The 26,196-nt window shown below is 46.5% G+C and carries 19 protein-coding genes; 7 read left to right on the plus strand and 12 right to left on the minus strand.

Going from position 1 to position 26,196, the window contains the following annotated elements; translation table 11 throughout:
- Positions 1-160: 160 nt before the first annotated feature.
- Positions 161-1,198 carry a GntR family transcriptional regulator gene (locus tag OCU21_RS02770; RefSeq protein WP_261806077.1) on the plus strand — a complete coding sequence of 346 codons (1,038 nt, stop codon included), beginning with the start codon at positions 161-163 and terminating at the stop codon, positions 1,196-1,198.
- A 68-nt stretch (positions 1,199-1,266) separates the two neighbouring features.
- Positions 1,267-3,480 (plus strand): GH92 family glycosyl hydrolase, encoded by a 2,214-nt coding sequence (locus tag OCU21_RS02775; RefSeq protein ID WP_261805986.1) that lies wholly within the window; start codon positions 1,267-1,269, stop codon positions 3,478-3,480.
- A 708-nt stretch (positions 3,481-4,188) separates the two neighbouring features.
- On the opposite strand, the gene OCU21_RS02780 is transcribed toward OCU21_RS02775, so the two are convergent.
- The 3 genes from OCU21_RS02780 to OCU21_RS02790 form a co-directional block, all read right to left on the minus strand.
- Complete coding sequence (locus OCU21_RS02780; protein WP_261805987.1) at positions 4,189-5,109, minus strand: ROK family protein; 921 nt, start codon at positions 5,107-5,109, stop codon at positions 4,189-4,191.
- A gap of 260 nt (positions 5,110-5,369) precedes the next feature.
- Positions 5,370-6,227: a MurR/RpiR family transcriptional regulator gene (locus OCU21_RS02785; protein WP_261805988.1), complete on the minus strand. Its 858-nt coding sequence runs from the start codon at positions 6,225-6,227 to the stop codon at positions 5,370-5,372.
- Between the two features lie 694 nt (positions 6,228-6,921).
- On the minus strand, positions 6,922-10,071 hold the full coding sequence (locus tag OCU21_RS02790) for an alpha-mannosidase (RefSeq protein ID WP_261805989.1): 3,150 nt from the start codon (positions 10,069-10,071) through the stop codon (positions 6,922-6,924).
- A gap of 141 nt (positions 10,072-10,212) precedes the next feature.
- On the opposite strand from OCU21_RS02790, the gene OCU21_RS02795 reads away from it, so the two are divergent.
- Entirely contained in the window at positions 10,213-10,839 is a 627-nt protein-coding gene (locus OCU21_RS02795; protein WP_261805990.1) for a GyrI-like domain-containing protein, read from the plus strand.
- An 86-nt stretch (positions 10,840-10,925) separates the two neighbouring features.
- On the opposite strand, the gene ald is transcribed toward OCU21_RS02795, so the two are convergent.
- Positions 10,926-12,035 carry an alanine dehydrogenase gene (ald, locus tag OCU21_RS02800; protein WP_261805991.1) on the minus strand — a complete coding sequence of 370 codons (1,110 nt, stop codon included), beginning with the start codon at positions 12,033-12,035 and terminating at the stop codon, positions 10,926-10,928.
- A gap of 846 nt (positions 12,036-12,881) precedes the next feature.
- Between ald and OCU21_RS02805 the strand changes: the two genes are divergently transcribed.
- Positions 12,882-13,496: a CPBP family glutamic-type intramembrane protease gene (locus tag OCU21_RS02805; protein ID WP_261805992.1), complete on the plus strand. Its 615-nt coding sequence runs from the start codon at positions 12,882-12,884 to the stop codon at positions 13,494-13,496.
- A 496-nt stretch (positions 13,497-13,992) separates the two neighbouring features.
- On the opposite strand, the gene OCU21_RS02810 is transcribed toward OCU21_RS02805, so the two are convergent.
- A complete protein-coding gene (locus tag OCU21_RS02810; RefSeq protein WP_261805993.1) occupies positions 13,993-14,823 on the minus strand; it encodes a helix-turn-helix transcriptional regulator in 831 nt (276 codons plus the stop codon).
- Between the two features lie 135 nt (positions 14,824-14,958).
- Here OCU21_RS02810 and OCU21_RS02815 point away from each other — a divergent pair, with 135 nt between their 5' ends.
- Together OCU21_RS02815 and OCU21_RS02820 are read left to right on the plus strand one after the other, a co-directional pair.
- Complete coding sequence (locus OCU21_RS02815) at positions 14,959-16,713, plus strand: ABC transporter ATP-binding protein (RefSeq protein WP_261805994.1); 1,755 nt, start codon at positions 14,959-14,961, stop codon at positions 16,711-16,713.
- The gene (locus OCU21_RS02820) at positions 16,697-18,493 is read left to right on the plus strand and encodes an ABC transporter ATP-binding protein (protein WP_261805995.1); all 1,797 of its coding nucleotides are present in this window, start codon (positions 16,697-16,699) and stop codon (positions 18,491-18,493) included. Before OCU21_RS02815 ends, OCU21_RS02820 begins: the two co-directional genes overlap by 17 nt.
- Before the next feature lie 793 nt (positions 18,494-19,286).
- Here the strand turns inward: OCU21_RS02820 and OCU21_RS02825 are convergent.
- Both OCU21_RS02825 and mazE read right to left on the minus strand, forming a co-directional pair.
- A complete protein-coding gene (locus OCU21_RS02825) occupies positions 19,287-19,658 on the minus strand; it encodes a type II toxin-antitoxin system PemK/MazF family toxin (protein ID WP_261805996.1) in 372 nt (123 codons plus the stop codon).
- Positions 19,648-19,884, minus strand: a complete 237-nt coding sequence (mazE, locus tag OCU21_RS02830) for a type II toxin-antitoxin system PemI/MazE family antitoxin (RefSeq protein WP_125597579.1) — start codon at positions 19,882-19,884, stop codon at positions 19,648-19,650. Before mazE ends, OCU21_RS02825 begins: the two co-directional genes overlap by 11 nt.
- Positions 19,885-20,056: 172 nt before the next feature.
- Between mazE and OCU21_RS02835 the strand changes: the two genes are divergently transcribed.
- Positions 20,057-21,040 (plus strand): choloylglycine hydrolase family protein, encoded by a 984-nt coding sequence (locus OCU21_RS02835; RefSeq protein ID WP_261805998.1) that lies wholly within the window; start codon positions 20,057-20,059, stop codon positions 21,038-21,040.
- A 194-nt stretch (positions 21,041-21,234) separates the two neighbouring features.
- On the opposite strand, the gene OCU21_RS02840 is transcribed toward OCU21_RS02835, so the two are convergent.
- The 5 genes from OCU21_RS02840 to OCU21_RS02860 all read right to left on the minus strand — a co-directional run bounded on the left by OCU21_RS02840 (position 21,235) and on the right by OCU21_RS02860 (position 26,094).
- Positions 21,235-21,498 carry a diacylglycerol kinase gene (locus OCU21_RS02840; protein ID WP_261805999.1) on the minus strand — a complete coding sequence of 88 codons (264 nt, stop codon included), beginning with the start codon at positions 21,496-21,498 and terminating at the stop codon, positions 21,235-21,237.
- A gap of 42 nt (positions 21,499-21,540) precedes the next feature.
- Positions 21,541-22,854, minus strand: coding sequence for a PTS sugar transporter subunit IIC (locus OCU21_RS02845; RefSeq protein WP_261806000.1), 1,314 nt, complete (start codon positions 22,852-22,854; stop codon positions 21,541-21,543).
- Positions 22,855-23,016: 162 nt separating this feature from the next.
- On the minus strand, positions 23,017-23,880 hold the full coding sequence (locus OCU21_RS02850; protein ID WP_261806001.1) for a MurR/RpiR family transcriptional regulator: 864 nt from the start codon (positions 23,878-23,880) through the stop codon (positions 23,017-23,019).
- Positions 23,881-24,437: 557 nt separating this feature from the next.
- Positions 24,438-25,340 (minus strand): N-acetylmuramic acid 6-phosphate etherase, encoded by a 903-nt coding sequence (murQ, locus tag OCU21_RS02855; RefSeq protein ID WP_261806002.1) that lies wholly within the window; start codon positions 25,338-25,340, stop codon positions 24,438-24,440.
- Entirely contained in the window at positions 25,294-26,094 is an 801-nt protein-coding gene (locus OCU21_RS02860; RefSeq protein WP_261806003.1) for an alpha/beta hydrolase, read from the minus strand. The genes murQ and OCU21_RS02860 overlap by 47 nt, the downstream gene beginning before the upstream one ends.
- Positions 26,095-26,196: the final 102 nt, after the last annotated feature.

The raw sequence follows: 26,196 nt of genomic DNA on the forward strand, positions 1-26,196 counted from the left end.
ATTTTTTAGCAAGCCAAGTATATCATGAACAGTCCCATAAATCAGTAATTGTTTGAAAAAAAGATTTATTTTCCCCGATAAATGATATATGATTACTCATAGCAACTATCAACTGTGGAGGTGAGGCTTTACGGTCACTAGTCAGAATAAATATCAAACGATCTTCACAGATTTACAGGCTAAGATTTGGTCCGGCTATTATCCAGCCAATCAGCAATTGCCTTCAGAAAATGAGCTGGCGCAACAATATCAAGTCAGTCGGATCACTTCTAAACGCGCACTGCAAGAATTGGCTGATATCGGTTTGGTCCAACGTCGCCAAGGTAGCGGGACCTTTGTTCGCCGTGGTTTACGCTTGCGACCAAAGACAAAGCAGATCTTATTGGTGATCCCCTTCGCGCCGGAATCAGGGCTGGGTGACTATATTACGGGGATCAAATCCGTTCTAACGCCACAAGGTCAAGAACTCACAGTTATTGAGAAGCAAAGCTTTGATTTTGATCATCCTGAGCGTTTAGCGACCCATTTCGATGGCATCATTTATTATCCACAACAATTGACGATCGAATTGGCACAGTTGGAACGATTCGCGTTGGCGCATATTCCTCTGGTCCTGATCGATCAAACGGCTTTTGGGCTCCCGATCCCCTCGGTGGTCGCCGACAACACCCAAGGCGGTTACTTGGCGACGCGCACCCTGATCGAAAGCGGTCATCAACGGCTGATTTTTTTGGCTACCGCGGACTTTGCCCACGCGCTAAATTCATCCGTGGCCCAACGTTACTTTGGCTATCTTCAAGCCTTGATGGAACAAGATCTAGACTTTGCGATCACCCCGGAACAAGCAACCCGTCTGACCGAAGATGATTTTGCCGCGCTACCCGCCTTTTTGAAAAAGGAACAGATCACCGGGATCGTCACCGAGCACGACCTATTGGCCCTAGATGTGTTGCGGTTTTTGCAAGAGCAAGCGATCAACGTTCCTGAGGATATTTCCCTGATCGGTTTTGATAATATCACCCGAACAGCGACGAGCCAGCCGCAATTAAGTACGATCCGCCAAGACTTTCAGACGATCGGTCAAAAGGCGGCCCAACTTCTGCAGGAGCGGATCGCCAATCCTTTTGACCCTACGATCAAACAGGCCACTGTCCCCGTTGATCTGATCCCACGTCAAAGCATCAAAAGACTCGGTTGATCAGGTGCGACGACGCCCTTCATAATTTCATTGCAACAAACTCAACAAGACTATCAAAGGAGCTTACTATGCAGATCACTTCGATCGATACTCGCCAAGGCACTGATAATTCTTACCGCTTCTCTCACGGCAACGCGTTGCCACTGACCGGTGTCCCTTTCGCGATGAATTACTATACGGTTCAAAATGATGGTAGTCGCGGCGGTTGGTTCTTCAACCCTAATGACCATCGTTTTGAAGGTTTTCGCCTGACCCACCAACCTAGTCCTTGGGTCGGCGATTTTTCACATCTGGTTCTTTTGCCGCTGACTCAGGCTCCCGGGAAAGATCCAATCGTTGATTATGCTGGTTCTTTTGAACCCAACGATGCCTGTTTCAATCCAGCGCAATTACGCTTGTACGATTTGCATTACGGCGTCGAGTCCACTTTGATCCCCAACACTTATGGCGCCACGATCAAAAGCTGTTTTCCCCAAAATCAACGGGCTGGTTATCAATTGACTTTACCAGGACGGGCGCAAGTCGATTTCGATCAGGCGACTAATCAACTCAATGGTCAAGTGATCAATTTTTCTGACTGTGAGGATCCTGATTTCACTATGTATTTCAGTCTACAACTCAGCGCGGCCTTAGACTTGGGTCAGATCCAGTTCAAAATCGGCAATGAGCAACTGATGACGACCACGACTGATCAGACTCACTTCAGCGGTGATGACCTACAACTGATTTTTTATCTGCAGGGGGCTGAAAATGAATTGGCCTTAGCCACATCATTTATTTCCCCTCAACAGGCACGTCTTAATTTACGGCGTCAACAAACGCAAACCTTCACGGAACAACAAGTAGCGGCGCGTCATGCTTGGCAAACGTATTTTGATCGAATCGAGATCGAAGACCACCGGCATCAAGAACAGGTTAAGACTTTCTACACGACCCTGTATCGCCTGTTCCTTTTTCCGCAAAAATTCTATGAATTGGACGAAGCAGAGCAGCCTTGTCATTACGACACTTTAGCCCGAACGAGTAAGCCGGGGATCCTCTACACCAATAATGGCTTTTGGGACACTTATAAAACAGTCTATCCCTTTTATAGCCTGATCGCGCCTGAAGTTTTGACTGAAATGTTGCGCGGTTTCTTGACCAGTTATCGCGAGGCTGGTTTCTTGCCAAAATGGCTTTCACCTGATGAACGTGGCATGATGCCCGGCACTTTGATTGATGCGGTCATTGCCGATGCCGCCAGCAAAGATCTGCTCAACCCAGATCAACTGGAGGATTTCTTGACCGCGATGGTCCATGCAGCCACAGTTCAAAGCGATGATGAAAAATACGGGCGCCGCGGGACTTTAGATTATCTGAAATATGGTTACGTGCCAGATACCCACGAAGAAAGTGTCAATCACACCTTGGACTATGCCTACAGTGATTATTGCATCGCCGTTGTCGCCGAAAAAGCAGGCCACCTTTTATTGGCCAAACAATATCGAGAACGTGCCCGCAATTATCGTCATTTATTCGACCCAGAGACTGGCTTCATGCGGCCCAAAGACCCTCAAGGTGAATTCGACCCTGACTTCCGCCCTTTACAGTGGGGCCACGGCTTCACCGAAGGCAGCGTTTGGCAAAACGGCTTTGCGGTCTATCAGGATATTGCCGGCTTGGTCAATGAATATGGCGGCAAGCAAACCTTCTACGAAAAATTAGTTGAGCTGGTCAATCAGCCCGCCACTTTTGAAACAGGCGGTTATGGTTTTGAGATCCACGAAATGACTGAACTGGCTGCACTGAAATTTGGTCAATTGGCTTTGTCCAATCAACCTAGCTTCCATATCCCCTACCTATTCACTTATGTCGGTCACCCCGAGATGACCCAACTCTTGATCAAACAATTGTTGAACCAAGCCTTCAATGCAGGTTATCAAGGATTTCCCGGCGATGAGGATAATGGCTCGATGGCCGGTTGGTATGTCTTGTCAGCCCTAGGCATTTACCCCGTCACGCCAGGGTCAGGCCAATTCGTTTTTGGTTTGCCACTATTCGATCGTGTCACCCTACACTTGCCAGCGGGGAAGACCCTTGTCTTACGCACCAAAAATAATGAAGTACAAAACCAATTCGTACAAGCACGCAGTTTCAATGGACAAAATCTAAGTCAAACCTACATTGCTTACGATCAATTGATCGCCGGTGGAGAACTGACCACCACCCTAGGACTGGCACCAAGCTTACATCGATCAACAAACACTGAATTACCCTATTCGATCTCCACTTATGACGACTAAAACAGAGTGCGAGCCACCCCGGGTAGCGCTTGAGCATTAGCCTAGCAATTGTTTTGGAAGCAGGTTTAGCTTCCGGAACAATTGCGTAGCTAAGCGGAAAGCGCTGGGGTGGCGAACACGTTTCAAAAATCAGAGTGTAAGCACCCCCGGGTAGCTTCTGAGCATTAACCTAGTCAGGATTTTGGAGGCGCTCCTTGCCTCCGGAAGCCTGACGTAGTTAAGCGCCAGAAGCTGGGGTAGCGAACACGTTTCAAAACAAAAAACCTCACTTCTGGGCAGGAAGTGAGGTTTCGTCTCTATCTATCTAAGTATAGAGAAAGGAGTAATGAAGAAAACTAGCAATTATTATAGGTTTAGGTTGGTAGAAAGCCGCATGCCACGATCCTATCAAGCTGGAGAAACTTCATAGTTTATTCATATCATGTCATTGCTTTCTATGTCTATAATAATAAACTATGTTTGCGAACGAACAACGACACTATTGTGAATTATTGGTGAACAATATATGAATTTTTTGTGTTTTCAAACTATTGTCCTTGATTATCGCTACTTGACCACAAATCTACGTCATGATTTTCTGACCAGCTATTGCTATTGACGCTGGCTGAGCGAGGATAAAATCCCAACGGTGAAGAAGAAGCCAACATTCATACCACTTGTGTTCCCGGACCTGCCCACCATATTTTATGCGGCACGCTCCAGTCTGGCCTAAACGGTTTTATCTAAATACGGATGTTTCATAATAAAGTGATAAAAGGCCCCGATCAACCCGGCGTCATTTTGATAATGAGCAAAAACCAGATCAGTATTGTGGCGGACGATCGGCAAAAGATAACGACCTAAAGCTCGATCGACCAAAGGTTTCAGATACTTCGAATGGCTAGTGACCTCGCCGCCGATGATGACCAGCTGCGGATTTAGGACGTAACAAAGATTGGCGATGCCCTGACCCAGCACCCCAGTCATTTCGATAATCGCCTCTCTGCAGATCTCGTTACCATTTTCTGCCTCTGCGAAAATTCGTTGACTACTCCACGCCTCAACAGAATCCCCTAATTGTTTGGCGACCCGGCGGCATAAAACATTGGTGCCACCCATATCTTGAAATTCACCACCAGGAAGGTTCATATAGCCAATTTCGCAAGAACTATTACTAAAGCCACGATAGATCTGTTGATCGATCACTAAGCAACCACCAATACCGGCACCAACAGATAGGCACAAATTTGGATTGCCATCTTCACCAGCGCCACTGATCGACTCTGCCAACCCCATACAATTGACGTCATTCTCCACCTCAACTGGAATCGCAAACTGACGCTCTAACAGTAGTTTAAAATTAATACCCGAATATTGCGGTAACAATGGTCCGGCAAAAACGATCTCACCTGACACACTATCAATGATCCCGGCGGTGGCGATGGCAATACCTGATAATTCACCCTTCTGTCTTTCTTGGGTGATGATCTGTTTTACCTTCGTCAAGATCTGTTGCCCACCTAAAGCAGCCTCGGTCTTGATTTCTTGGCGCGACAAAAAAATACCATCGACATTGACGACCCCCCATTTGATCGTTGCACCGCCAATATCAAACAAAAGAAAGCGCATTGACTTTTCATCATTATTCATAGTGATCTCAGCGCTGGATCGCGGTAAATCATGCTAGTCGATCAGTTGATCCGCCAGCATTCATGACAGTCATCTTGGCCCGTCTTACTGACCCGCTCATGCGCTTTTCCCTCTTTTCTCGACCTTAACAAACGCGTTATGCACGATGACTTCATAATCATAATTTCATAATCATAATAATGAAGCGCTTGATCAGGTTACAATTTAAAAACCAGTGTATTTTTGCTAAGGCAGCTTCAGCAATGATCTGAATAGCCTACTCACTCGGGCTCAACAGTTGACCCGCCTTGCTCTAAACTTGTCTCGATGGCCATATTCGTTAGATTCATTTGCTTGCGGAGCTCGGCATCTTCTAATAACATCGCCGAGAGCACATCGATTTGATACAAAACAGCGAGTTGCGAGTTGACGAAACGTGCGTCACCAACGAATCTCGAGTTGTAAGCATCCAAACGCGCATCGGCTAATTTCGCAATACTACTATTAGAAGCACCGGTAAAGATAACGATCCTAGCCTGATTCTTCTTAGCGATCCGTAAAGCATTCCAAACCTCGCGAGTTTCGCCTGAACTGGAGATACCGATAACTAAATCGTTTTTCCGGATCGCCAAACTATTAGCGATCATCATATGTGTGTCCACGATCGCGCTGGCGCTGAGTCCCATTTGTAACATTCTTTGCCCAAATTCAGTGGCGGTCTGTCCCGAACTGCCGACCCCGTATAAATAGATCCGGGGTGTCTTTAAAATCAATTTCATGACCTTCTTCAAATCAGCATCTGCCGTCATATTCTCGGTGTTCTTGACCAAACTCGAATAATAATCGGACACTTCATCTTGGATCGTATTCTTCTGAGCAGCCTTTTGTGGCGATCGATCCGCCTTATCTTGAGAGCTGATCTGCAACTTCAATTCAGCAAAACTACGTAGTCCTAATTTACTGACAAATCTGATCACGATCGCCGGTGTCGTATTCGTCGCTTTAGACAGTTGTGAAACATTAAGATTGGCGATCCGCTGAGTTTCCTTCACTAGAAGGAATGTTGCGATCCGTTTTTCTTTATCTGAAAATGTAAAATATCTTTCTTGGATATTCTCTTTGATATTGACGCTAAACATCGCCCACCTGCTTATCTATGGTTCAATCCCATGCAAACTTTCCTAGTTAAGTATATACCAAATCGAACATCAAACTAAACTCTCGCTACCAAAACCAACACAAGTAGCGAGACCCGCTTAGATTAGACCCCACCTGATCACGAGACAGATCACGGCGCGCCCGTTTTAACGACTAAGTTGATACCAGTACTGCTAGCGTATCATTTTACCACGAAGAAGCCCAGCAGATCCTCGTTAAAATCAAAAAAGAGTGAGAGACACCCCGGTCAGCTTCTGAGCATTAGCCTAGTCAGGATTTTGGAGGCAGGGCTTTGCCTCCGGAAGCCTGACGTAGCTAAGCGGAAGATGCTGGGGTGGCGAACACGTTTCAAAATCAGAGTGTAAGCCACCCCGGTCAGCTTCTGAGCATTAACCTAGTCAGGATTTTGGAGGCGCTCCTTGCCTCCGGAAGCCTGACGTAGTTAAGCGCAAGAAGCTGGGGTGGCGAACACATTTCAAAAAAGAGTGAGAGACACCCTGATCAGCTTCTGAGCATAGCCTAGTCAGTGTTATGGAAGCGGGTTTGGCTTCCGGAACAGTGACGTAGCTAAGCGGAAGATGCTGGGGTGGCGAACACGTTTCAAAAAGACACTACTTCCCTGAGAGAAAGTAATGTCTGTTTTGAAGGCTTAGAAAATTATTTTGCTGATCTCGATCATTGTTGAAGCGCCCAGCTAATCGTCTTGATCTGATAAGGTGCCAGCTCCACGCGATAATGTTGAGGAGCAACGGCAGTCAATTCGGCCAATGGGGTCTCATCCAGTCGCGTTTCCTGAACGATCCCATGGGCAAACTGAGGTGAAATATCGACCACCCTATTTTGGCCGGTGTATTCATGCAGACGTAGGATCAACGCCTGCCCATTTTCACTTAGTTTGATAGCATCGACTTCAACTGCGTCCTGCGCCTGAAAATCAAACAAGGCCGCTTGAGCCACCACGTTACCACGCGCGACTTTCAGACCATTATTGAGCACCATCGCCGTCGGCTCCACCTGCCCACTCACAAAATCGCCTTCGTGTGGCAATAGACTGTAAGTAAAGTGATGCTGGCCCTGATCCGCTTCTGTGTCTGGTGAAACACCTGACTTCAATAAGGACAGAGATAAATTGTTCTCCGTGATATGATAGCCATATTTGCCATCGTTCAATAAGGCGACCCCATAATCACGCTGGGATAGATCAGCCCATTTATGACCAACTGTTTCAAACTTAGCCTGCTCCCAAGAGGTGTTAGTCGTTGTTGGCCGTCTAGCATTTCCATATTGGATATCGTAGGTCGCCTCACTGGCACGGACTGCCACAGTGAAGTCAGTCCGCAATAGATAGCGGTGATCCTGCCAATCAATATCATTGACAAAATCGATGCGGGGACTGTGACTATGCAAAATCAATGTCTGTTTGATCGTTGACTGATGAAAGCGATATTTGAACACAACCGTCTGGATCAGCGGTCCAACGTTGGTCACCGTGATTTGATCGGCTGTCAAAGTCCAGGATTTTTCAGGGTAATCCCCATCAATATTCCAATTTTCATACTCCGTAGGCCGATCCTCATAGATCTGCAAGCGATTACCGACACCTGCTGCCCCAATGACCTCGCGATGGGCATGTTTATCCCAAAGACTCACTAATTGGCCTGCTTCGTTCCAAGTGACGCAATAAAAATCATTTTCTAACTGACGAGCCACTTTGACCGCTGTCAAATCTACTGCTCGTTCAGCGGCCTTAGTCTTAACGGCTGGATCCTCCGCGATAAATTTAAAATTAAGCGTTGCAAAGGCCGGCACAGTCACTTGAAGCACATAGCCAGTTTCCGTTCTCTGACTGACTATTTTTTCCTGATCAGAGGTTTCAAAATAACCAGACCGCGTTTCCGTGAGCGGGATCGTTGTGGTGATCGACCAAGCATTCTCATTGGTGACATGGTAATGTTCGCCACGCGGATCAAACTGAACCGCACCTATTTTCTCTTGTAGTTGAGCGATCTTGGCGAACCCGCCTTGGTACTCCAGGTTATTATCCTGATAAACTTCATGGATCGCCGAACCTGGCAAAATATCGTGAAATTGATTGCGCAAGACCATCTGCCATAATTCGCGGATCTCGGCTTGAGGATAGGTGATTTGTTGCCGCAAAAACGCCGTTGTTGCCGCGATCTCCAAGTTCCGCAACGCGAACTCCAACTGGCGATTTTGTTGCTTGACCCGAGCCTGTGACGTGTAAGTCCCGCGATGATATTCCAAATAAAGTTCGCCATTCCAAGTCGCTAAGGACTGTCCGCTGGCCTTGATATTGGTCCGCAACTGTTTAAAGTAATCATCGACCCGGGTGTTTTTGATCGAGGGTAAACCTGGTAACTGATCGATCATTTCGATATTCTCGATCATCTCCCGCGTTGGTCCACCACCGCCATCGCCGTAGCCATAAGCCAATAACAAGTCGTTGTTGACGAGCTTATCAGCATAAACGTGATAGGTACCTAGAACTGTGTGCGGCGTGATCTCACCATTGTACGTGTATCTCCAGTTGGAACTATCGTGAAAATCAGCATCATTGTCCGTAGTCGTAATAAAATGCGTCAGGACCCGACTGCCGTCCAACCCCTCCCAAATAAAGGTATCGTGGGGCATCCGATTGGTATCATTCCAACTGATTTTCGTCGTCATAAAATTATCGATTCCAAAGCCTAACATGATCTGCGGCAAGGCCCAAGAATAACCGAAAACGTCAGGCAGCCATAATACCGTTTGCTTGACCCCGAATTCCTTGTTGAAAAACTGCGAGCCATACAGAAATTGACGTGTCAACGCCTCGCCAGAGGGGATATTGGCATCTGGCTCTAACCAAGTCCCACCATCAGGCTCCCAACGACCCTCGGCGACGCGTTGCTTGATCTGAGCGTACAATTCTGGATAGTCGTGTTTGATATAAGCATAGACTTGCGGCGTGCTATGGAAAAATTTGTAATCCGGATATTCCTTCATCAATGCTAAAACCGTCGCGAAGGAACGAGCGGTTTTCTCCCGTGTGTGTTTCAGCCGCCATAACCACGCCACATCAATATGCGTATGCCCGATCGCCGCGATCGAGTATGCTTTCTTCTGGCCTTGATGCTGGTCGATAAAGGTTGCGATCTGCGCTAGGATCTGACCAGCTGTCACACTCAATTCAGCCGCGGTCATCCCACCCCAATCGAACTGCCGTAAAGCATCATCTAGTAAACGCTGATAGTCATACTTCAAGGGCTCATCAGCAGACAACTCCAAAACCGTCTCATCGATCAGTTTCAAATAACGGTAACAATCCCGAATCTGCTCGTCTAGCACACCAGCCGCAATTTGCTTCAACTGATAATGCTGGATCTGTTGGGGACCACCACCCTCCAAACCCGACCACATCAAAATACTGAAAACCAATTTTTGATCAGCAAATCGCGCATCTAAATAGATATCGCGATGATTCGAGTCTACGGCCTGCAATGGTTTGGCGCCGATGAAAACCAACCCTTCAAAGCCTGAGTTGCCGCCACCACCAGTCCGACCTAAATCCAAGTGAATCACATATTTTTGTTGTTTAACTAATTCGGGTACGACCACTTGGAAACGAAGCCAATAATAGGCGTCCCGTCCAGACCACTGCGCGCCGATCGCAACTGACTGCCAAGCTGCATCTACTGGCACTTGGCGATGATCTTCGCGTTGATCCTGCCATAGCTGCAAGCCGCTTACCGCTTCAAAGCTGCTGCCATAGACCTGCTCCCGCAAATATCCCAACTGCTGCTTGATCTTTTTCTCTGAGTACATTTAAACTTGCCTCCTTAGTATATCTATATCGACATTAAAAAATCGTTATCACCAAACTCTTGTCTGATAAAATAGCTTATACTGTGAGTATACAACGGTTTCATTTTTGTTTTTGATAAACTTTTCAGAGGAGGAACCACCATGTCAACTTATTCATGGCGCACCAACGAGAAAGAAATTTACCCCACTAAGAAATCGCCTAGTATCGTGACGCTACCCAAGCAACGTTTCTTAACGATCAGCGGGCAAGGGGACCCTAACAACACCCCTGCATTCAGCGCCGCGATCCAGATATTGTATACGTTGAGTTATACGATCAAAATGGCTCCGCGGAAAGGGATCGACTTCCCAGGCGCGTTTGATTATGGTGTCTACCCTTTGGAAGGATTCTGGACTTTGCCAGCTGATTACCACGCGGTCGGATTGGATAAGAGTCAGCTGCTATACACGATCATGATCAAGCAACCCGATTTTGTGACCGCATCTGTTTTTACCCAAGCTAAAGAAATGGCTGCTAAGAAACTCTCAACAAGCGAATTGGCCCAAGTTTCCTTGGCCGAGCGAGATGAAGGCTTAGTGGGGATGATTTTACATCAGGGGGCGTTTGATGATGAGCCGGCTAGTTTCGCACGCTTGGCCACATTTGTTGAGCAGGCTGGCTATCAGCGCACAAGCAAGGCGCACAAGGAAATTTATTTATCTGACTTTCGTCGAGTCGCTCCAGAAAAGCGAAAAACGATTTTGCGCGTAAGTCTGGCACCACTTTAACCAGTACCAAAGAAACGATCCCGTCGTTCACAGTTGTTAGTGAACAGCGGGATCGCTTTTCGTTATTCTTGAAGCCTCTTTATTTTTTATACCAAGGTCAGCGGGTCAACATAGTCTTGTTCCAGACTAGTGGCTACGGCCGCTGCCGTAATGTGGCCACGATAGGTGTTCAGGCCGGTCAAGATCGTTGGGTTGGTCTTGACGGCCTGGTTGATGCCTTGTTGGGCGATCAGTTGAGCATACGGGATCGTGACGCTGGTCAGCGCATCGGTGGCCGTCTTCGGAACGGCACCAGGAATATTGGCCACAGCGTACTGGATCACGTCATGTTTCAAGTAGATCGGATCGTCAAAGGTACTAGCATGATCACTGGTCTCAAAAATGCCCCCTTGATCGATCGGAATATCGACCATGACTGAACCCGGCTCCATCGCCGCAACCATTTCATCGGTCACTAATTTCGGTGCTTTAGCACCTGGGATCAAAACGGCCCCGATCACCACGTCAGCATGTTTGACCGAATGGGCGATATTAGCTGGATTAGAGAAAAGCGTCTGGATGTGACCATCAAATAGATTATCGATCCGCGCTAAAGTTGCTGGATCAATGTCGAGGATCGTCACTTCTGCGCCGAGTCCCAAAGCAGTTTTGGCTGCATTCAAGCCGACTGTGCCCCCGCCGATCACCGTAACATGGCTCTTGCGTACGCCGGGAACACCACTGATCAGAACGCCTTTACCACCATATTGTTCTTGAAGGAATTGAGCGCCGATCAAAACGGCCATTCGTCCCGCTACTTCGCTCATCGGCGTCAAGGCTGGTAAACTACCATCTTTGCCGCGCATCGTTTCATAGCCGACAGCAGTCACTTCATTTTCTAACAAAGCTGCGGTCAATTTAGGATTTGGTGCCAAATGTAAGTAAGTATATAAAATCAAGCCAGGTCTGAAGAAATGATATTCCTCAGGTAATGGTTCCTTGACCTTGATCACCATGTCGCCAGCCCACGCTTCAGCGGCTGTTGCCACCGTTGCGCCAGCTGTTTGATAGTCAGCGTTGGTATAACCAGCGTTGCGTCCCGCATTGGTTTCCACTACGACTTCTTGGCCGGCTCGCACAAGATTCTGCACGCCAGCAGGAGTAATGCCAACTCGGTTTTCATTATTTTTGATTTCTTTGGGAATTCCAATTCTCATATGAATCACTCCTTATTGTCCACGATAACACAAAATATCATCGCTGTGAATTGGACTTTGGTTGGAATCAAATGACATTATGGGTCTAATCATCATTTTACTGACGACTACGATCAGCACTATTGACTTAGCTATAAACCACTGGTATCACGGATTTGGTTGCGCTTCCATTTTTACCGTGATGATTATTTTTTTTATATTTTCAAATAGATTATTCATTCCAAAAAATATTTTAATCTGACCAGCAAATGGACCATAACAAAAAATAAAAACTGTTAATAAGGACATGATCATTTTAGTAAATTCAGTTTACAAAAGTAGTGACTGATTTGAGTCGTGCTCACTGACCTAGTTCCTTCCGCTTAGCTACGCAACTATTTCGGAGGCATAGACCAGCCTCCAAAATGGTTATTAGGCTAATGCTCAGGAGCTGGTCAGGTCAGTTCGCACTTTGATTTGAAACCTGCTGCGCGAGGATTGGCTGTTGTGCTTAGCTACGTCATGGTTCCGAAAGCAAAGTTCGGCTTTCAAAACCATAACTAGGCTAATGCTCGCAGCCACCCATCCTCGCTCCACACTCTGATTTTGAAACGCGCTGCGCACAACTGACTTCTGCGCTTAACTACACAATGATTCCGGAAGCAAGGTGCGCTTCCACAATCATTGTTAGGCTAATGCTCAAAGTCAACCCGTTGTGTGCAGCGCTCTAAACCTTTTTCTTTTGAGATCTATAAGCTTACTGCTATAATTCAACTTAACCAAAAAGTGCGTTGCTGTCATTACTTTGGTTGACTGATCTCCCGCTTTTCGTTTTTCAATAAAGAAATCTAGAAATGGGGTAAAAAAATGAAAATACTTCGCGTTCTGGCGGGCATTGGCTTATTTGTCGCTGGTCTGTTCGGTCTGGGTCAATTGGGGATCATTTCTTTCTTTAGTACTTTCGTCAGTGGTTTATTGGGTTACTGGCTGATTTTTGGGACTGCTGAATTTGAAGGTCTGTTCAAGAAGCCTCAGCGTGGTTGGTTAAAATGGTCGCTTTTGATGCTACTGATCAATGCACTCTGGAGCTTGGGCGCCGGTGCGATCTTACAGTTACTAGGACTGACCCTGCACGCCAATCCTGTGGTGGACACATTCGGCGTGATGCTGCCTTTCATCCCTTTCATGTTGATGGGTGAGGAATTACTCTCCTTGGCTCTCTTGAATGGCGCCCGCAAATTCATTCCCACGCTGGCCGCTAGTATTTTTTCGGCGGTCATCTTCGGCCTGATCCACTTCAACACTTATTGGAATGGTGATCTCAGTACCACTTTATTGCACATTCTCTTGATCCAAGGAGTCGCCAGGATCTTCCTGAACATCGCCTACCTGAAAGCCGATTCGATCTGGGGCAGCTGGAGCACCCACCTGGCCTTCGATCTTTTCACTTTGGGTTTCGCCGCCCTACTCAGCACCCAGTAAAAAAAGTGCGAACCGACCTGGCCAGCTTCTGAGCATTAACCTAACAATAGTTTTGGTGGCGTAGTTTGTCTCCGGAAGTTTGGTGTAGTTAAGCGCAAAAGTCAGTTGTGTGCAGCACGTTTCAAAAACAGATTGCGAGCCACCTCGGTCAGTGCTTGAGCATTAGCCTAGCAACTGTTTTGGAAGCGGGTTTCGCTTTCAGAACAGTTGCGTAGCTAAACGGAAAGCACTGGGGTGGCGAGCACGTTTCTATCTTGTCCACGGCTTGCACTGCACGCTTCAGCCGCTCACGGTAGCTCAGTCGTTTAAGCACTCACGCAGACTGGCAAGCTATGTCTCACGGATTGGGATCGCCGCAGTCGCCGGCATATGAATCCAAAGCTGTTGGTGTTACCGTACCACCCTAAAAAGCGATCATTTGAGTTGCTACACTTGTAAAAAAGTTTGCTCCCCAGCGTGGGTAGCAAACTTTTTTATAGGTAACTCGAACACAATACTATTTGTCTTCCACTTGTGACGGTGAGACGCCATAATATTTCTTGAAGAGCTTGCTGAAATGATAGGCATCTTCATAGCCTACTGCCGAGGCGATCTCTTTGACGGTGGTCTCGGTTTCATTTTTCAACAAAGCATGGGCGTTCTTTAAGCGGATCTGGATCAAGTAATTGATTGGGCTCATATCCGTGGCCTCTTTAAAGATCCGTGACAAATAGGCCGGGCTAACATAATTATCCCGAGCTAATTGCTCCAAGGTAATATCTTCCGTATAATGATTTTCCAAAAAGTAGATCACGCTGTCCACCAGATGATTCTGCTTTTTTTCTGTTTTGGATAAGAATGGTTTGATATAGTTTTCTTCGCGGATCGTTAAGCCCCGTAAAATATAAACGAGGATCTCGATAATGATCCCCTTTCCGATCAATTGGTAATCCGCATCTTGGTGGTCGATCTCGCCAACCAATTGCCAAGCTTTGTCAATAATTTTATATTGATACTCACCGATCGCCAATTGCGACTTTTTCGTCGGAAGAAAGTTACGGGGCAAGCCGTGCAGTGAAATATTTTTGATGCCCAGGTGGAGTTGGTGCGAATAAGTTTCCGGACGCTGCTGCTCGCCATGGCGAACGCCTGGATTGAACAGCATGATCTGCCCAGCCTGAACGTCGGCCCAATGCTCATCAATGAAATAATGAGATTGACCTTCTAGCATGATGCTGATCTCCAGAAAATCGTGACTATGTAAATTGTAATTACTCGCAACTTTATTCCAAGGATCATAAGCGTAAAGGATCTCAGGATTGAACGTTTTTGCATCAGCATAACTCATCTGATCGGCCCCCTTTCAGTTGATCTAAGTATAAGTCCACGTATAACATTGTACATTAATTTAACGAGTATTGACCATTCCAATCTCGAAAAAAACGTTGATAATAGACTCTTGAAGATTGGAGGATTCAAATCTATGAATAATTTTCAATGGATCTGGCAGTATGTCAAAGTCAACCGACGCAAGCTGATCATCGCAACATTCTTGTTCTTGATCAGTACGGCTTTGATTTTAGTCAATCCATATATTATGGGGCAAATCGTCGATCAGGTCATTGATGGCAATAAGGATAGTTTACTCGTGCCTTTCTTGCTGATCATGATCGGAGCGACGCTGGTACGGACGATCACCCGCTATCTTTATCAAATTTTATTCGAACAAACCGGCCAGAACACCCTATTCGATTTGCGTCAAGATATGTACAAAAAGTTGCAGGAGTTGGATTTCGACTTCTTTAATCACACTCGTGTTGGTGACATCATGACCCGGATGACCGGCGATACCGACGCGATTCGTCATTTCGTTTCTTGGGTCAGCTACCAAGTTCTGGAATGCATCTTCTACTTTGTGGTTTCGATCATTATTATGGGCACGATCAACTGGAAACTGACGCTGGCTTTAGTCGCGGTCACCCCAGTGATCTATTTCTTAACTCAGGCAATGGCGCGGGCGCAACACCCGGTCTTCTTCCAAATCCGGCAAAGTTTCTCGCGGCTAAATTCCATGGTGGAAGAGAACATCAGTGGTAATCGCGTCGTCAAAGCTTTTGTTCGTGAGGACTTTGAAATCGAGAAATTCAACGAGCATAACGAAGACTACAAGAAGCGCAACATGGACGCCGCTAATGTTTCCAAGCGTTTCTTGCCTTGGCAAGATGGAGTCGCCAACAGTTTAAGCGTGATCGCGCTGGTTTTCGGCGGTTATTTGGTCATCAAGGGTGAAATGACCTTAGGTGACTTGGTCGTCTTCAACGGCTACTTATGGATGCTCAATCAGCCCATGCGGATGAGCGGCTGGCTGATCAACGATGTGGAACGCTTCTTGGCTTCTTGCGTCAAGATCCGGCAAATGCTGGCAGCCAAACCGAAGATCGAAGTTCGCAACGCCAAGGATCAAGTCCGGGTCCAAGGTAAAGTTGAATTTGATCACGTTAGCTTCCATTTTGCCGATGATCCGGAACACCGTGTGCTGACCGATATCAATTTCACCGCCGACCCCGGCGAAACCGTCGGCATCATTGGTGAAACCGGCTCGGGCAAGACCACGCTAGTCAACTTGATCGGGCGCTTTTACGATCCCACCAGTGGCACCGTCGCAATCGATGATCGTAACGCGAAAGATTATCCGATTCGGGAATTGCGGGACAATATTTCCATGGTCATGCAGGATGTGTTCCTCTTCTCCAACACGATCGCGGATAATATTTCCTTCGGCCGGCCGCACCTAGACGAGCAGTATGTTCAGTCAGTGGCGCGGATCGCGGACGCTGATAATTTTATCGCGAAGATGCCTGAAGGTTATGAAACCGTCGTTGGCGAGCGGGGTGTTGGTTTATCTGGCGGTCAGAAACAGCGGATTTCCTTGGCTCGCGCGTTGGCGAAGGACCCCTCGATCCTGATCCTGGACGATACGACTTCGGCCGTTGATATGGAGACCGAAACCAAGATCCAACAGGAATTAGGTAAGATGACCACCAAGAAGACCACTTTCATCATCGCCAACCGGATCTCATCTGTCCGCGACGCCGATCAGATCCTCTTAATGGAGAAAGGCCGCGTGGTTGAACACGGCACCCATGATGAACTGATGGCGCTCCACGGCAAATACTATGAAGTTTTCCAGAAACAACTGGGCTTAGAAAAGGGGGAGCAAGTTGGCCACACGAAATAAATCAAACGTCGATGAAGAACTGACGAAACAGTTCAATTGGCATGATTACAAAAGACTAGCTCACTATTTGAAACCTTACATGACCAAGATCTATCTGATTTTGATCGTGATCATTCTCGCCAATGTCGCTGGGATGTTAGGACCATATTTCACCAAAATCACCATTGATACGACCATCCCCAATAAGGATTATCGCCAATTATGGCTGATCGGCGGTCTCTTTACCGCCTCACTGTTCTTCATTGGCTGGTGTCTGCGCTACCGGATCTACCACATCACCGAATTAGGCCAAGACGTCTTGAAAGATATGCGTTTGGATATTTTCCAGCATTTACAACGCCTGTCCTTCTCCTATTTCGATAATCGGCCCCACGGCAAAATCTTGATTCGGGTGGTCAATTACATCAACACTTTGAGTGATCTGCTGTCGAACGGTTTGGTCAACTTGATCTCTGATGTTTTCAACGTGATCATCACCTTGATTTTCATGTTCGCCATCAACGCGCGGCTAACTTGGTACAGCTTGATTTTGATCCCGGTTCTGGTGATCATGGTCTGGTTTATCCAAGATCGGCAACGGAAAGCCTACCAGATCCTCAGTAACAAACAGTCCAACTTGAACGCGTATATCCACGAAAGTATTTCCGGGATCAAAGTGACCCAATCTTTCGCCCGTGAAAAGGAAAACTTCCGCATCTTCAACGATGATAACGAAGCCTACCGGACCTCTTGGATGCACGCGGTCAAGATCCAGTTCCTGCTCTGGCCCGGCGTGCAAAATATCGCCGTTTTGACCATGAGCTTGATCTACTTCGTCGGGATCCGCAATATCGGCGTTGACGTTAGTACCGGGACGCTGATCGCCTTCATCGGTTATATCAACAACTTCTGGAACCCCGTCATCAATATTGGGAACTTCTATAACTCGCTGATCACCGCCACGGCCTACTTGGAGCGGATCTTCGAAACCCTGGACGAAAAGCCAGAGATCGAAGACCAATCTCAAGCTAAGAATCTGCCTCAGATCCAAGGCCATGTCACTTTCGATCACGTTTACTTCCGCTATGAACCCGGAAAGAATATCCTGACCGACGTGAATTTCCACGTGGACCAAGGTCAATCCGTCGCCTTAGTCGGTCCCACCGGCGCTGGTAAAACCACGATCATCAACCTGTTGAGTCGCTTTTACGATGTCAACGAGGGCGATGTGAAGATCGATGATCATGACGTCCGCGATGTCACCCTGTCCTCGCTCCGGAAACAAATGGGCGTCATGTTGCAAGACACTTTTATTTTCTCCGGCACGATCATGGATAACATCCGTTACGGTAAGCTGGACGCCACCGATGAAGAAGTCGTCGCCGCCGCCAAAATCGTCCGCGCTGACGATTTCATCAGTGAATTGAAAGACGGCTACCAAACTAAAGTCGAAGAACGCGGGAGCACCCTTTCCGCCGGTCAACGACAACTGGTCGCCTTTGCCCGCGTCTTACTGGCTGATCCGCGGATCCTGATCCTGGATGAAGCCACTTCAAGCATTGACACCAAGACAGAAGAATTATTACAATCTGGCTTGCTGGCTCTACTGAAAGGTCGCACTTCCTTCATCATCGCCCACCGCTTATCCACAATCAAAAACTGTGACCAGATTTTCTACATTGATGGCGGTCAAATCATGGAACACGGCACGCACGACGAACTGATGCACCAACACGGACTGTATTATCAACTTTACCAATCACAATACGAAATGCTGAAACTGGAGCCCCTAGAAGCATAAAGTTTCATCGCCCCTGCCTGATTTTTTAGGCAGGGGCTTTTTTGCCAGAGTGATCCGCGAGGATGGGTGGCTGTGAGCATTAATTTATCTACTTGACTAAGCTACGCAGCAGATTGGGCAAGCAGATACTTTAAGGCGCAGCGGTCTGCACCTCGCAGCACGTTTCTATCTTGCCCGCGGCTTGCACTGCGAGAAGCGGGGTGAGCTCGCTGTGGGCGTCACTTTGAGCTTCGCAAAGCCCACGCGAATCTCAAAGCTGAGCCTTGTCCTAAGCGGCAAAGCCGCCAAAAACGCGTTCCTCACAACTGCTTTCTGCGCCGATACGCAATTTCACTGGATTGATTGCATCAATCCAGTGAAATTGCTAGTCGTGCTCAAAAGCAACCCGTTGTGTTCCACGCTGTCATTTAATTTCACGGCGATCTCACCCCGGTTCTCTCCGCTCCAGCCGCTCATGGTATTTTATTCATTGAAGCCCTCACGCCGACTAGCAAGCTGGGTCCAATTGATTCGACGCCACGTTATTGACGGCCGTGGTTAGTGGTCCGCAACTCGATATTGGTGACCCTGGGAAGGCTTAGCTGAGCTGCTAAGGTTGGTTCTTGGTGAATCAACTTCATTGCTTGACCTTGCTGTATCATCCCCGAGTGGATCATTGTTTGACAGCTGCCTGGCGTAGCTAAGCGGAAGGAGCTGGGATGGCGAACATATTTCAAAAAAAGCTGAAAAGCGGCTCAGCGCCACTTTCAGCTTTTTTTGCGCTATTGATCAGATAGCTAGTCCGTCATGATCCTCAGTAAAAATCGAAAATGTCCTTGACCGCTGACAAGGCTTTGAGCCGTAACACCTTGCTGACGTGATCGACCACCTCACCATTACGAGCAGTATAATCATACCCCAACATATTACTGGTAATCGCAAAACCATTGATTTTAACACCTTTGATACTTAATGCGGCTGGGAACCCTCTAGGAATCTTAGAGGTTATCGGAAAGCCAACCACCATTCCTGTGCGTTTATTATAAACTGTTGAGCTAACGACTAGCATCGGTCGACGAATGTTATTATTTTGGGGATGATGACCACCATATTCATGCCCAGCATGCGGCTCTGCATCAATCCAAATCAAATCACCCTGCTTCGGAAAAATCAATTCACCAGACATTCTCTTTACCCACTAATCCAGCATTATCACCAAGATCAAGTTCTGAAATTGCTTTCCTAAAATCATAATCAGGGTGGTCCTGATAGATATTCTTGTGTGCTGGAACAAACGAAATAATCCCATTCTCGTCCAGCACAGCTTCATACTCAGTATTCTCGGAGACCTTAAAACTGGCCGGTATCGTAATCATCATAGAGTTCCCCTGAATACGCGCTTTGACAGTCATCCTTATCACCTCTTCAATGTAATTATATCAGTAATTACATCTATCGACAACAAATAAAACACTTATCCGAATTGTAATCAATAGTCGCTTAGATCAAATCGTGCTAGAATAAAAGCAAGATCAATAATGACAAAGTGTCACGGTCAGACGTGTTGGTCGAGGAGGAATTGGCATGTGTACAAGTATTAGTTATATCGCAGAGAATCAACATATTTTCTTGGGTCGGACCATGGATTTCGGCCCCGAATTGAAAGGTCGGCCAGTGGTCACCCCGCGGAATTATGAATGGACTTCCCAATTAGGCGAACATTTCCATTTCGATTACGGTTTTATTGGTATCGGTCGTAAACTTGGCGATTATTTAGTCGCTGACGGCGTCAACGAGAAGGGGCTGGCAATGGCCGAACTCTACTTCGCTGGTGAAGCTGAATACGCCCAGCCCGTGTCGGGAAAAGCCGGCCAATTAGCGCCCCATGAATTCATCATGTGGGTTTTAGGTAAAATGGCGAGCATCGCTGATGTCCGTGCATCGATCGATCAAATCAGCCTAGTGGACGCGCCCAGCGCACTTTTGAAAGTGACCTCGCCACTGCACTTTATTCTCAGTGACTTGAGCGGCGCTACCGTAGTAATCGAAACTAAGGGCCAAAGCTTGCAGATCATTGATGATCCTATTAAAGTCATGGCCAACAGTCCTGATTTCAATTGGCACCTGACGAACCTCCGCAATTACTTACCGCTGAATCCCCATAGCGCCCCTAATCGCGAAATCAACGGCTACAAGCTGAACGCTTTCGGTCCTGGATCCGGCACTTTTGGGCTGCCTGGCGGTTACACCTCGCCTGAGCGCTTCGTTCGCGCCAGCTATCTACTCAGCAACATCGAAGCCGCCGATACTACCGAGAAGAATGTGGTCAACCTCTTCCGGATCCTAGATAATGTCACGATTCCTCGCGGCGTGAAAATCAAGGATGACGGCAGCGTCGATTACACGCAATATCGTTCCCTGGTTGACCTGACCACCCGAACGCTCTACTTCCAGCCTTACGACTCCCTGCAACTCTACGAGGCGCGCTTGACCGATGATCTGTTGAACAAGTCCGAAGTGACCGAATTGCCTGTGGGTGATGGACTAGGTGCCAACGTCTTAAACTAATCGCATTTTGAATCAAATAAAATTTAGAAACAGCCCAATTCGTTTTTTCTTAAGCAGAAAACGGATTGGGCTGTTCATTACTACGATCCTCTAAAAATATAGCAAAACGCACCATAGTGAATAGCTATCACCATGGCGCGTAAAATTAAATCATCTGGGTAATCAATTAATAGGGTCAGCTATTATCTTGAAGGTTAAATTTTAGATTCGACCATCCAGCGGTGCTGTTCGATCATAAAGTTTAAGGCAAAGACCCCACATAAAATATAGATGACCGCGGACCAAAAGCTATTCATATGAGGAAAGATCACTTTGGGGATGATCACGACCAGGAATGAGGCAAAAGCCCAGATCCAGCGAAAAATCTTGATTTTATGTTGACGTAACCATTTCAACAAATAGTTAGAAACGACCATCAACGCCAAAAATATAATTAAAACGATCAACCAATACAGCATGACGCACCTCGCGAATCTAATAGAAAAATTATTTTAAAATGATCAAGCGTTAGCAGGTGTTGCTTTTGCATCATCCGCTGGCTTCGCTTGTTCTTCAGCGACCATCTTCTTATCATACGCCTTAACGAATGGATAGTAGATAATCGTGGCAACAGCTAAGTTGACAATGATCAAGATAATCATCCGCCAATCGTTCCCGGCTGATAAATAACCACCGATCGGTGCTGGTAATGTCCAAGCAGGGATCGTAGTAAAGCCGTTAACTAAGCCGGCCTTGACTGTGAAGTAACTGATCGTTGTCAAAACAAGTGGTACCAAGTTGAATGGAATAAACATGTACGGATTCAACATCATTGGCGCACCAAAGATCATTGGTTCGTTGATATTAAAAATACCCGGAATGATCGAGAAACGACCAACTTCTTTTAAGAACTTCGACTTGCAGACAAACAAGAAGAGAAAGGCTACAACAACCGTTGCCCCGGCACCACCGATCGTAACAGTCCATTGGTAGAACTGTTCTGGAGCGATGTAAGGTAATTTAGTTGCGGCAGTCCCAGCAGCCAATGCTTTGGCATTGTCATCCAGCATGATCAGCCACAGCGGACGAACTGCTGAACCAACGATACTCATACCATGGATACCAAATGACCACAGTAAATGGATAAAGAACATTGGCAATAAAGCACCGATCAAGTTATTCCCTAAAATATTGGTCAATGGTTTGAAGAGTTCCAGCAATAATGAGTTAACATCGACATTCGCAATATCACGAACCAACCAAACAACCGTGATAATGACCGCACCAGGGATCAAGGCCTCAAAACTACGAGCGACTGCTGGAGGAACCTGCTCCGGCATCTTGATCGTAATATTGTGCTTGTTAAACCAGCGATACGTCTCAACTGCAAAAATCATTGCAATAATCGCTGAGAACATACCAGAAGCGCCCAATGAGCCCATTGGTAAAACGAAACCTAAAGGTGCTTTCTTAGGTGTCAATACGCTAACAGGGACCTGCAGCATGAAGAACGCACCCAGTGATAAAATACCCCCTGTAACGCCATCCAATTTATACGACTGGGCCAAATCTTGCCCCATGACAAATGTCGCATAAATCGCCATCAACCCCATCGTGAGCCGGAATGGCAAAATGATCGTCGCCGAATAAGGCGCCAACGCATTTTTCCACGACTCGACCGGTAAGTTGATGAAGACCATAAAGAAGGTCCCGACTAAAATCAAAGATAATGTCGAAACAACACCATTACGAATTGCTAAAAGGTGGCGTTGTGTCCCGATTTTCGCCATTGGTGGGACAACTTTATCTTCGACCCATTTCATGAACTTCTGCATGAAATCACTCCTCCTATAAAGATAAAATATGAAATTAGTGCAAATAATGTGAAGCGTGAATACGCCTTCAACGGTATTATAACATGATGAAATTAAATTTCAACAGAAAACACTAAAAGACAGGTGAAATAATATTATTTTTCACAGATGACCTAGACCATTCTATTTACCAGTTAAGGTTTTCTTGTATTCTTCGACGATTTTGTGAGATGAATTTAGTGATTTAGCACTTTTATCAAAGGTTTTGCTAACATAATAATAGAAAATTATATCAACCAACATAAACTGTGCCAATAATGAGTTGGTCGCAGCAATTCGATTAGAACTTTCTTTTGGTTGCGAGGTATGCACGGCAATATCAGACAATTTCGCCAAACTATTTTGGCCAAAGCGTGTCAGCGAGGCCAATTTGACTCCAGCCTCTTTGGCAACATGTGCCGCCATTAAAATTTCTGGTGATTCTCCGGAATTAGAGATGATCCACAGCATATCCCGCTTACCCGCATTCGCTATTTTCGGCAAAAGCGCATTCAGATCATTATCGGCCACTGTCGCAAAGCCGATTCGGTTCCACTTTTGACAAATATTCTCTACGACTAAATAGGAAGCGCCGATCCCATAAACAAATAAGCGTTGACTGTGATTGAGGGAACGAATCAAATTGGCTACTTCCGCTTCGTTGATCTGATCAGTCGTTTCGCGGATCGACTGTAAGGCACTCGTTAATAATTTACCTTTGATCGAATTCAGGGTCTCGTCTTTAGTAATATCGGCTTGATTTTGAGGATCGGCCTGATTTTTAGTTAAATCAGAGGACAATAGGATCTTCAATGTCGTAAAACTACCGATATCTAAACGCTTGGTCAACCGGATCACCGTTGCGGGACTTGAATCAGCGGCTTGGGCCAGCTGAGTCACTGTCATCTTAATGACCTTTTGCGGATGCTCCAAAATATATTGTGCGATTTTTGACTCTGCTTCTGAAAGCTCCGCCTGAGAATTTAGGATCCGTCCTTTAACTGACAAAGCGCAACACTCCTTTTTAAATAAAACGTCTATTTAGATTCTAGCATGTTTATCCATAGATTTTCCGAATAAATGAAATTTTATTTCACTAGCCATTAAAAAAGAGTGTGACCCGACCTGCTCAGCTTCTGAGCATTACCCTAGCTAGACTTTTGGAAGTTGATTTTGCTTCCGGAAGCCTAGCGTAGTTAAGCGGAAGAAGCTAGGTCGGCGAGCACATTTCAAAATCATAGTGCGCAGCACAACGGGTTGACTTTGAGCATTAACCTAATAATGATTATGGAAGCGAACCTTGCTTCCGGAATCATTATGTAGTTAAGCGCAGAAGTCAGTTATGCGCAGCACATTTCAAAATCATGTTGCGCAGCACAACGGGTGCTTTTGAGCACGACTAGCCATTTGTTGCAGATTGACGGCAGACAATCTGTGACAAATGGCGTATCGGCGCAGAAAGCAGTTGTGCGTAGCACATTTCAAAATCATAGTGCGCAGCACATTTAAAAAAACGATTATCCCATCAGGCGATAATCGTTAACGTACAATAAGGATCTCAAGAATCAATGTTGCCGTAGATATTCAAGCGCTGCGGCAATAAAACCATCAGTGGCAGCCAGCGCTTGTTCCGCTTCGGTTAAACTACAATTGCCATTGATCATAACGATCGCGATTTTTGGCTGGCTCTGAGATTTCTGATAGAAGTCCACCGCCGTTGCACGATCAACGCCAGTAGCGTCTTGAATAATACGCTGGGCCCGATCAACTAATTTCTTGTTTGTCGGCTTAACATCAACCATTAGATTTCCATAAACTTTACCTAATTTGATCATTGCCGTGGTTGAGATCATATTTAAAATCAGTTTCTCTGCGGTCCCTGATTTCATTCTGGTCGAACCGGTGACGACTTCAGGGCCAACTGGCGCCTCGATCGCAAATTCGGCATGTTGACTGATCAATGCATGTTGATTACAGCTCAACGCACCAGTCCCTGCTCCAACTTCACGCGCATAATCCAGACCCCCGATCACATAAGGTGTGGTCCCACTGGCTGCTAAGCCCAACACAAAATCATTGGCCGCCAGCTGTTTCGCCTTTAGATCAGCTTGACCACCTGCCTCAGAGTCCTCGGCGCCTTCCACGGCTTCAGTCATGGCCACTTGACCACCTGCGATCAGGCCTTGGACCATCTCAGGACTGGTCCCGAAAGTGGGGACACACTCAGCTGCGTCAAGCACGCCAAGACGACCGCTTGTACCGGCGCCAATGTAGAAAAGCCGCCCCCCCTGCTTAAAGCAGGCCACGATCGCATCAACCACCTGTGTGATCGCGGCGATGATCTCAGGCTGACTGATCACCTTTGGTACTTGTTGATCTTGTCCATTGATCAATGTCAATACATCTTTAGTTGACAGCGTATCAATGTGCATCGTCAATGCGTTGCGTTCCTCTGTTATTCGTTTCATTATTTATTTTCCCTTTCTGATCAGCAAACAGCCAATTAAAGACTAATGGCAGTTGTTGGTTCCAGTAATCCCAATCATGTTCTCCTGGTGAAACATGGTAAGTCACCTTTAAATCAAGTTGCGTGGTTAAAAAAGTATGAAGCTTCTGGTTATCCTGATACATGAAGTCGGACTGGCCGATCGCTTGCCACCAGCGGATCCTTGCTAATGCCTTGGGATCCGCTCGCTGGGCCCAAACCGTCAGTTGCTCTTGTTCAAGCCGTTCGTCCTTAGCGCCAAAAACCGCTTCATGATCGGCCATTATACTAGGAACGACCTTTAGATCAGCCACAGCCGAGAGTACAGCCACAGCCGAAAAAGTGGTGGGGTGACAAAAAGCCAGCTTCAGGGCCCCATAACCTCCCATAGAGTTTCCGACCAAATAATTATCTTCGAATTTAGAGCTTAACGGTAAAAGTTCCCGCATTTCAGGAATCAATTCTTTTGTTAAATAGTCCCAATAGCGTTGGCCCCAAACCATATTCTGATAAAAGCTTCGACCCATGGCTGGCATCACGACCGCACAATGGGCAGCCAGCGCAAATTGCTCGATCGTTGTTTTCCGTTGCCAGCCAGTGCCATTATCACCTAATCCATGTAACAGCCAGATCACTTTCAAATCATCTTGGCCGATCAGGCTATCTGGGAGCACGATTTGAACATTAGTTTGACTCTCAAGAATCGTTGAATTGCGACATAAATTGATTAGCGCCACTATCCATCTTCCTTTACTGAATACTTATCTAGCTTTGATGATAAAACAAAAAACCAGTTTTTTCAATTATTTGTTGAAAAAAAATTCCAAAAATCTATAATA

The sequence above is a fragment of the Lapidilactobacillus luobeiensis genome (assembly GCF_024345205.1).
GTDB lineage: Bacteria > Bacillota > Bacilli > Lactobacillales > Lactobacillaceae > Lapidilactobacillus > Lapidilactobacillus luobeiensis.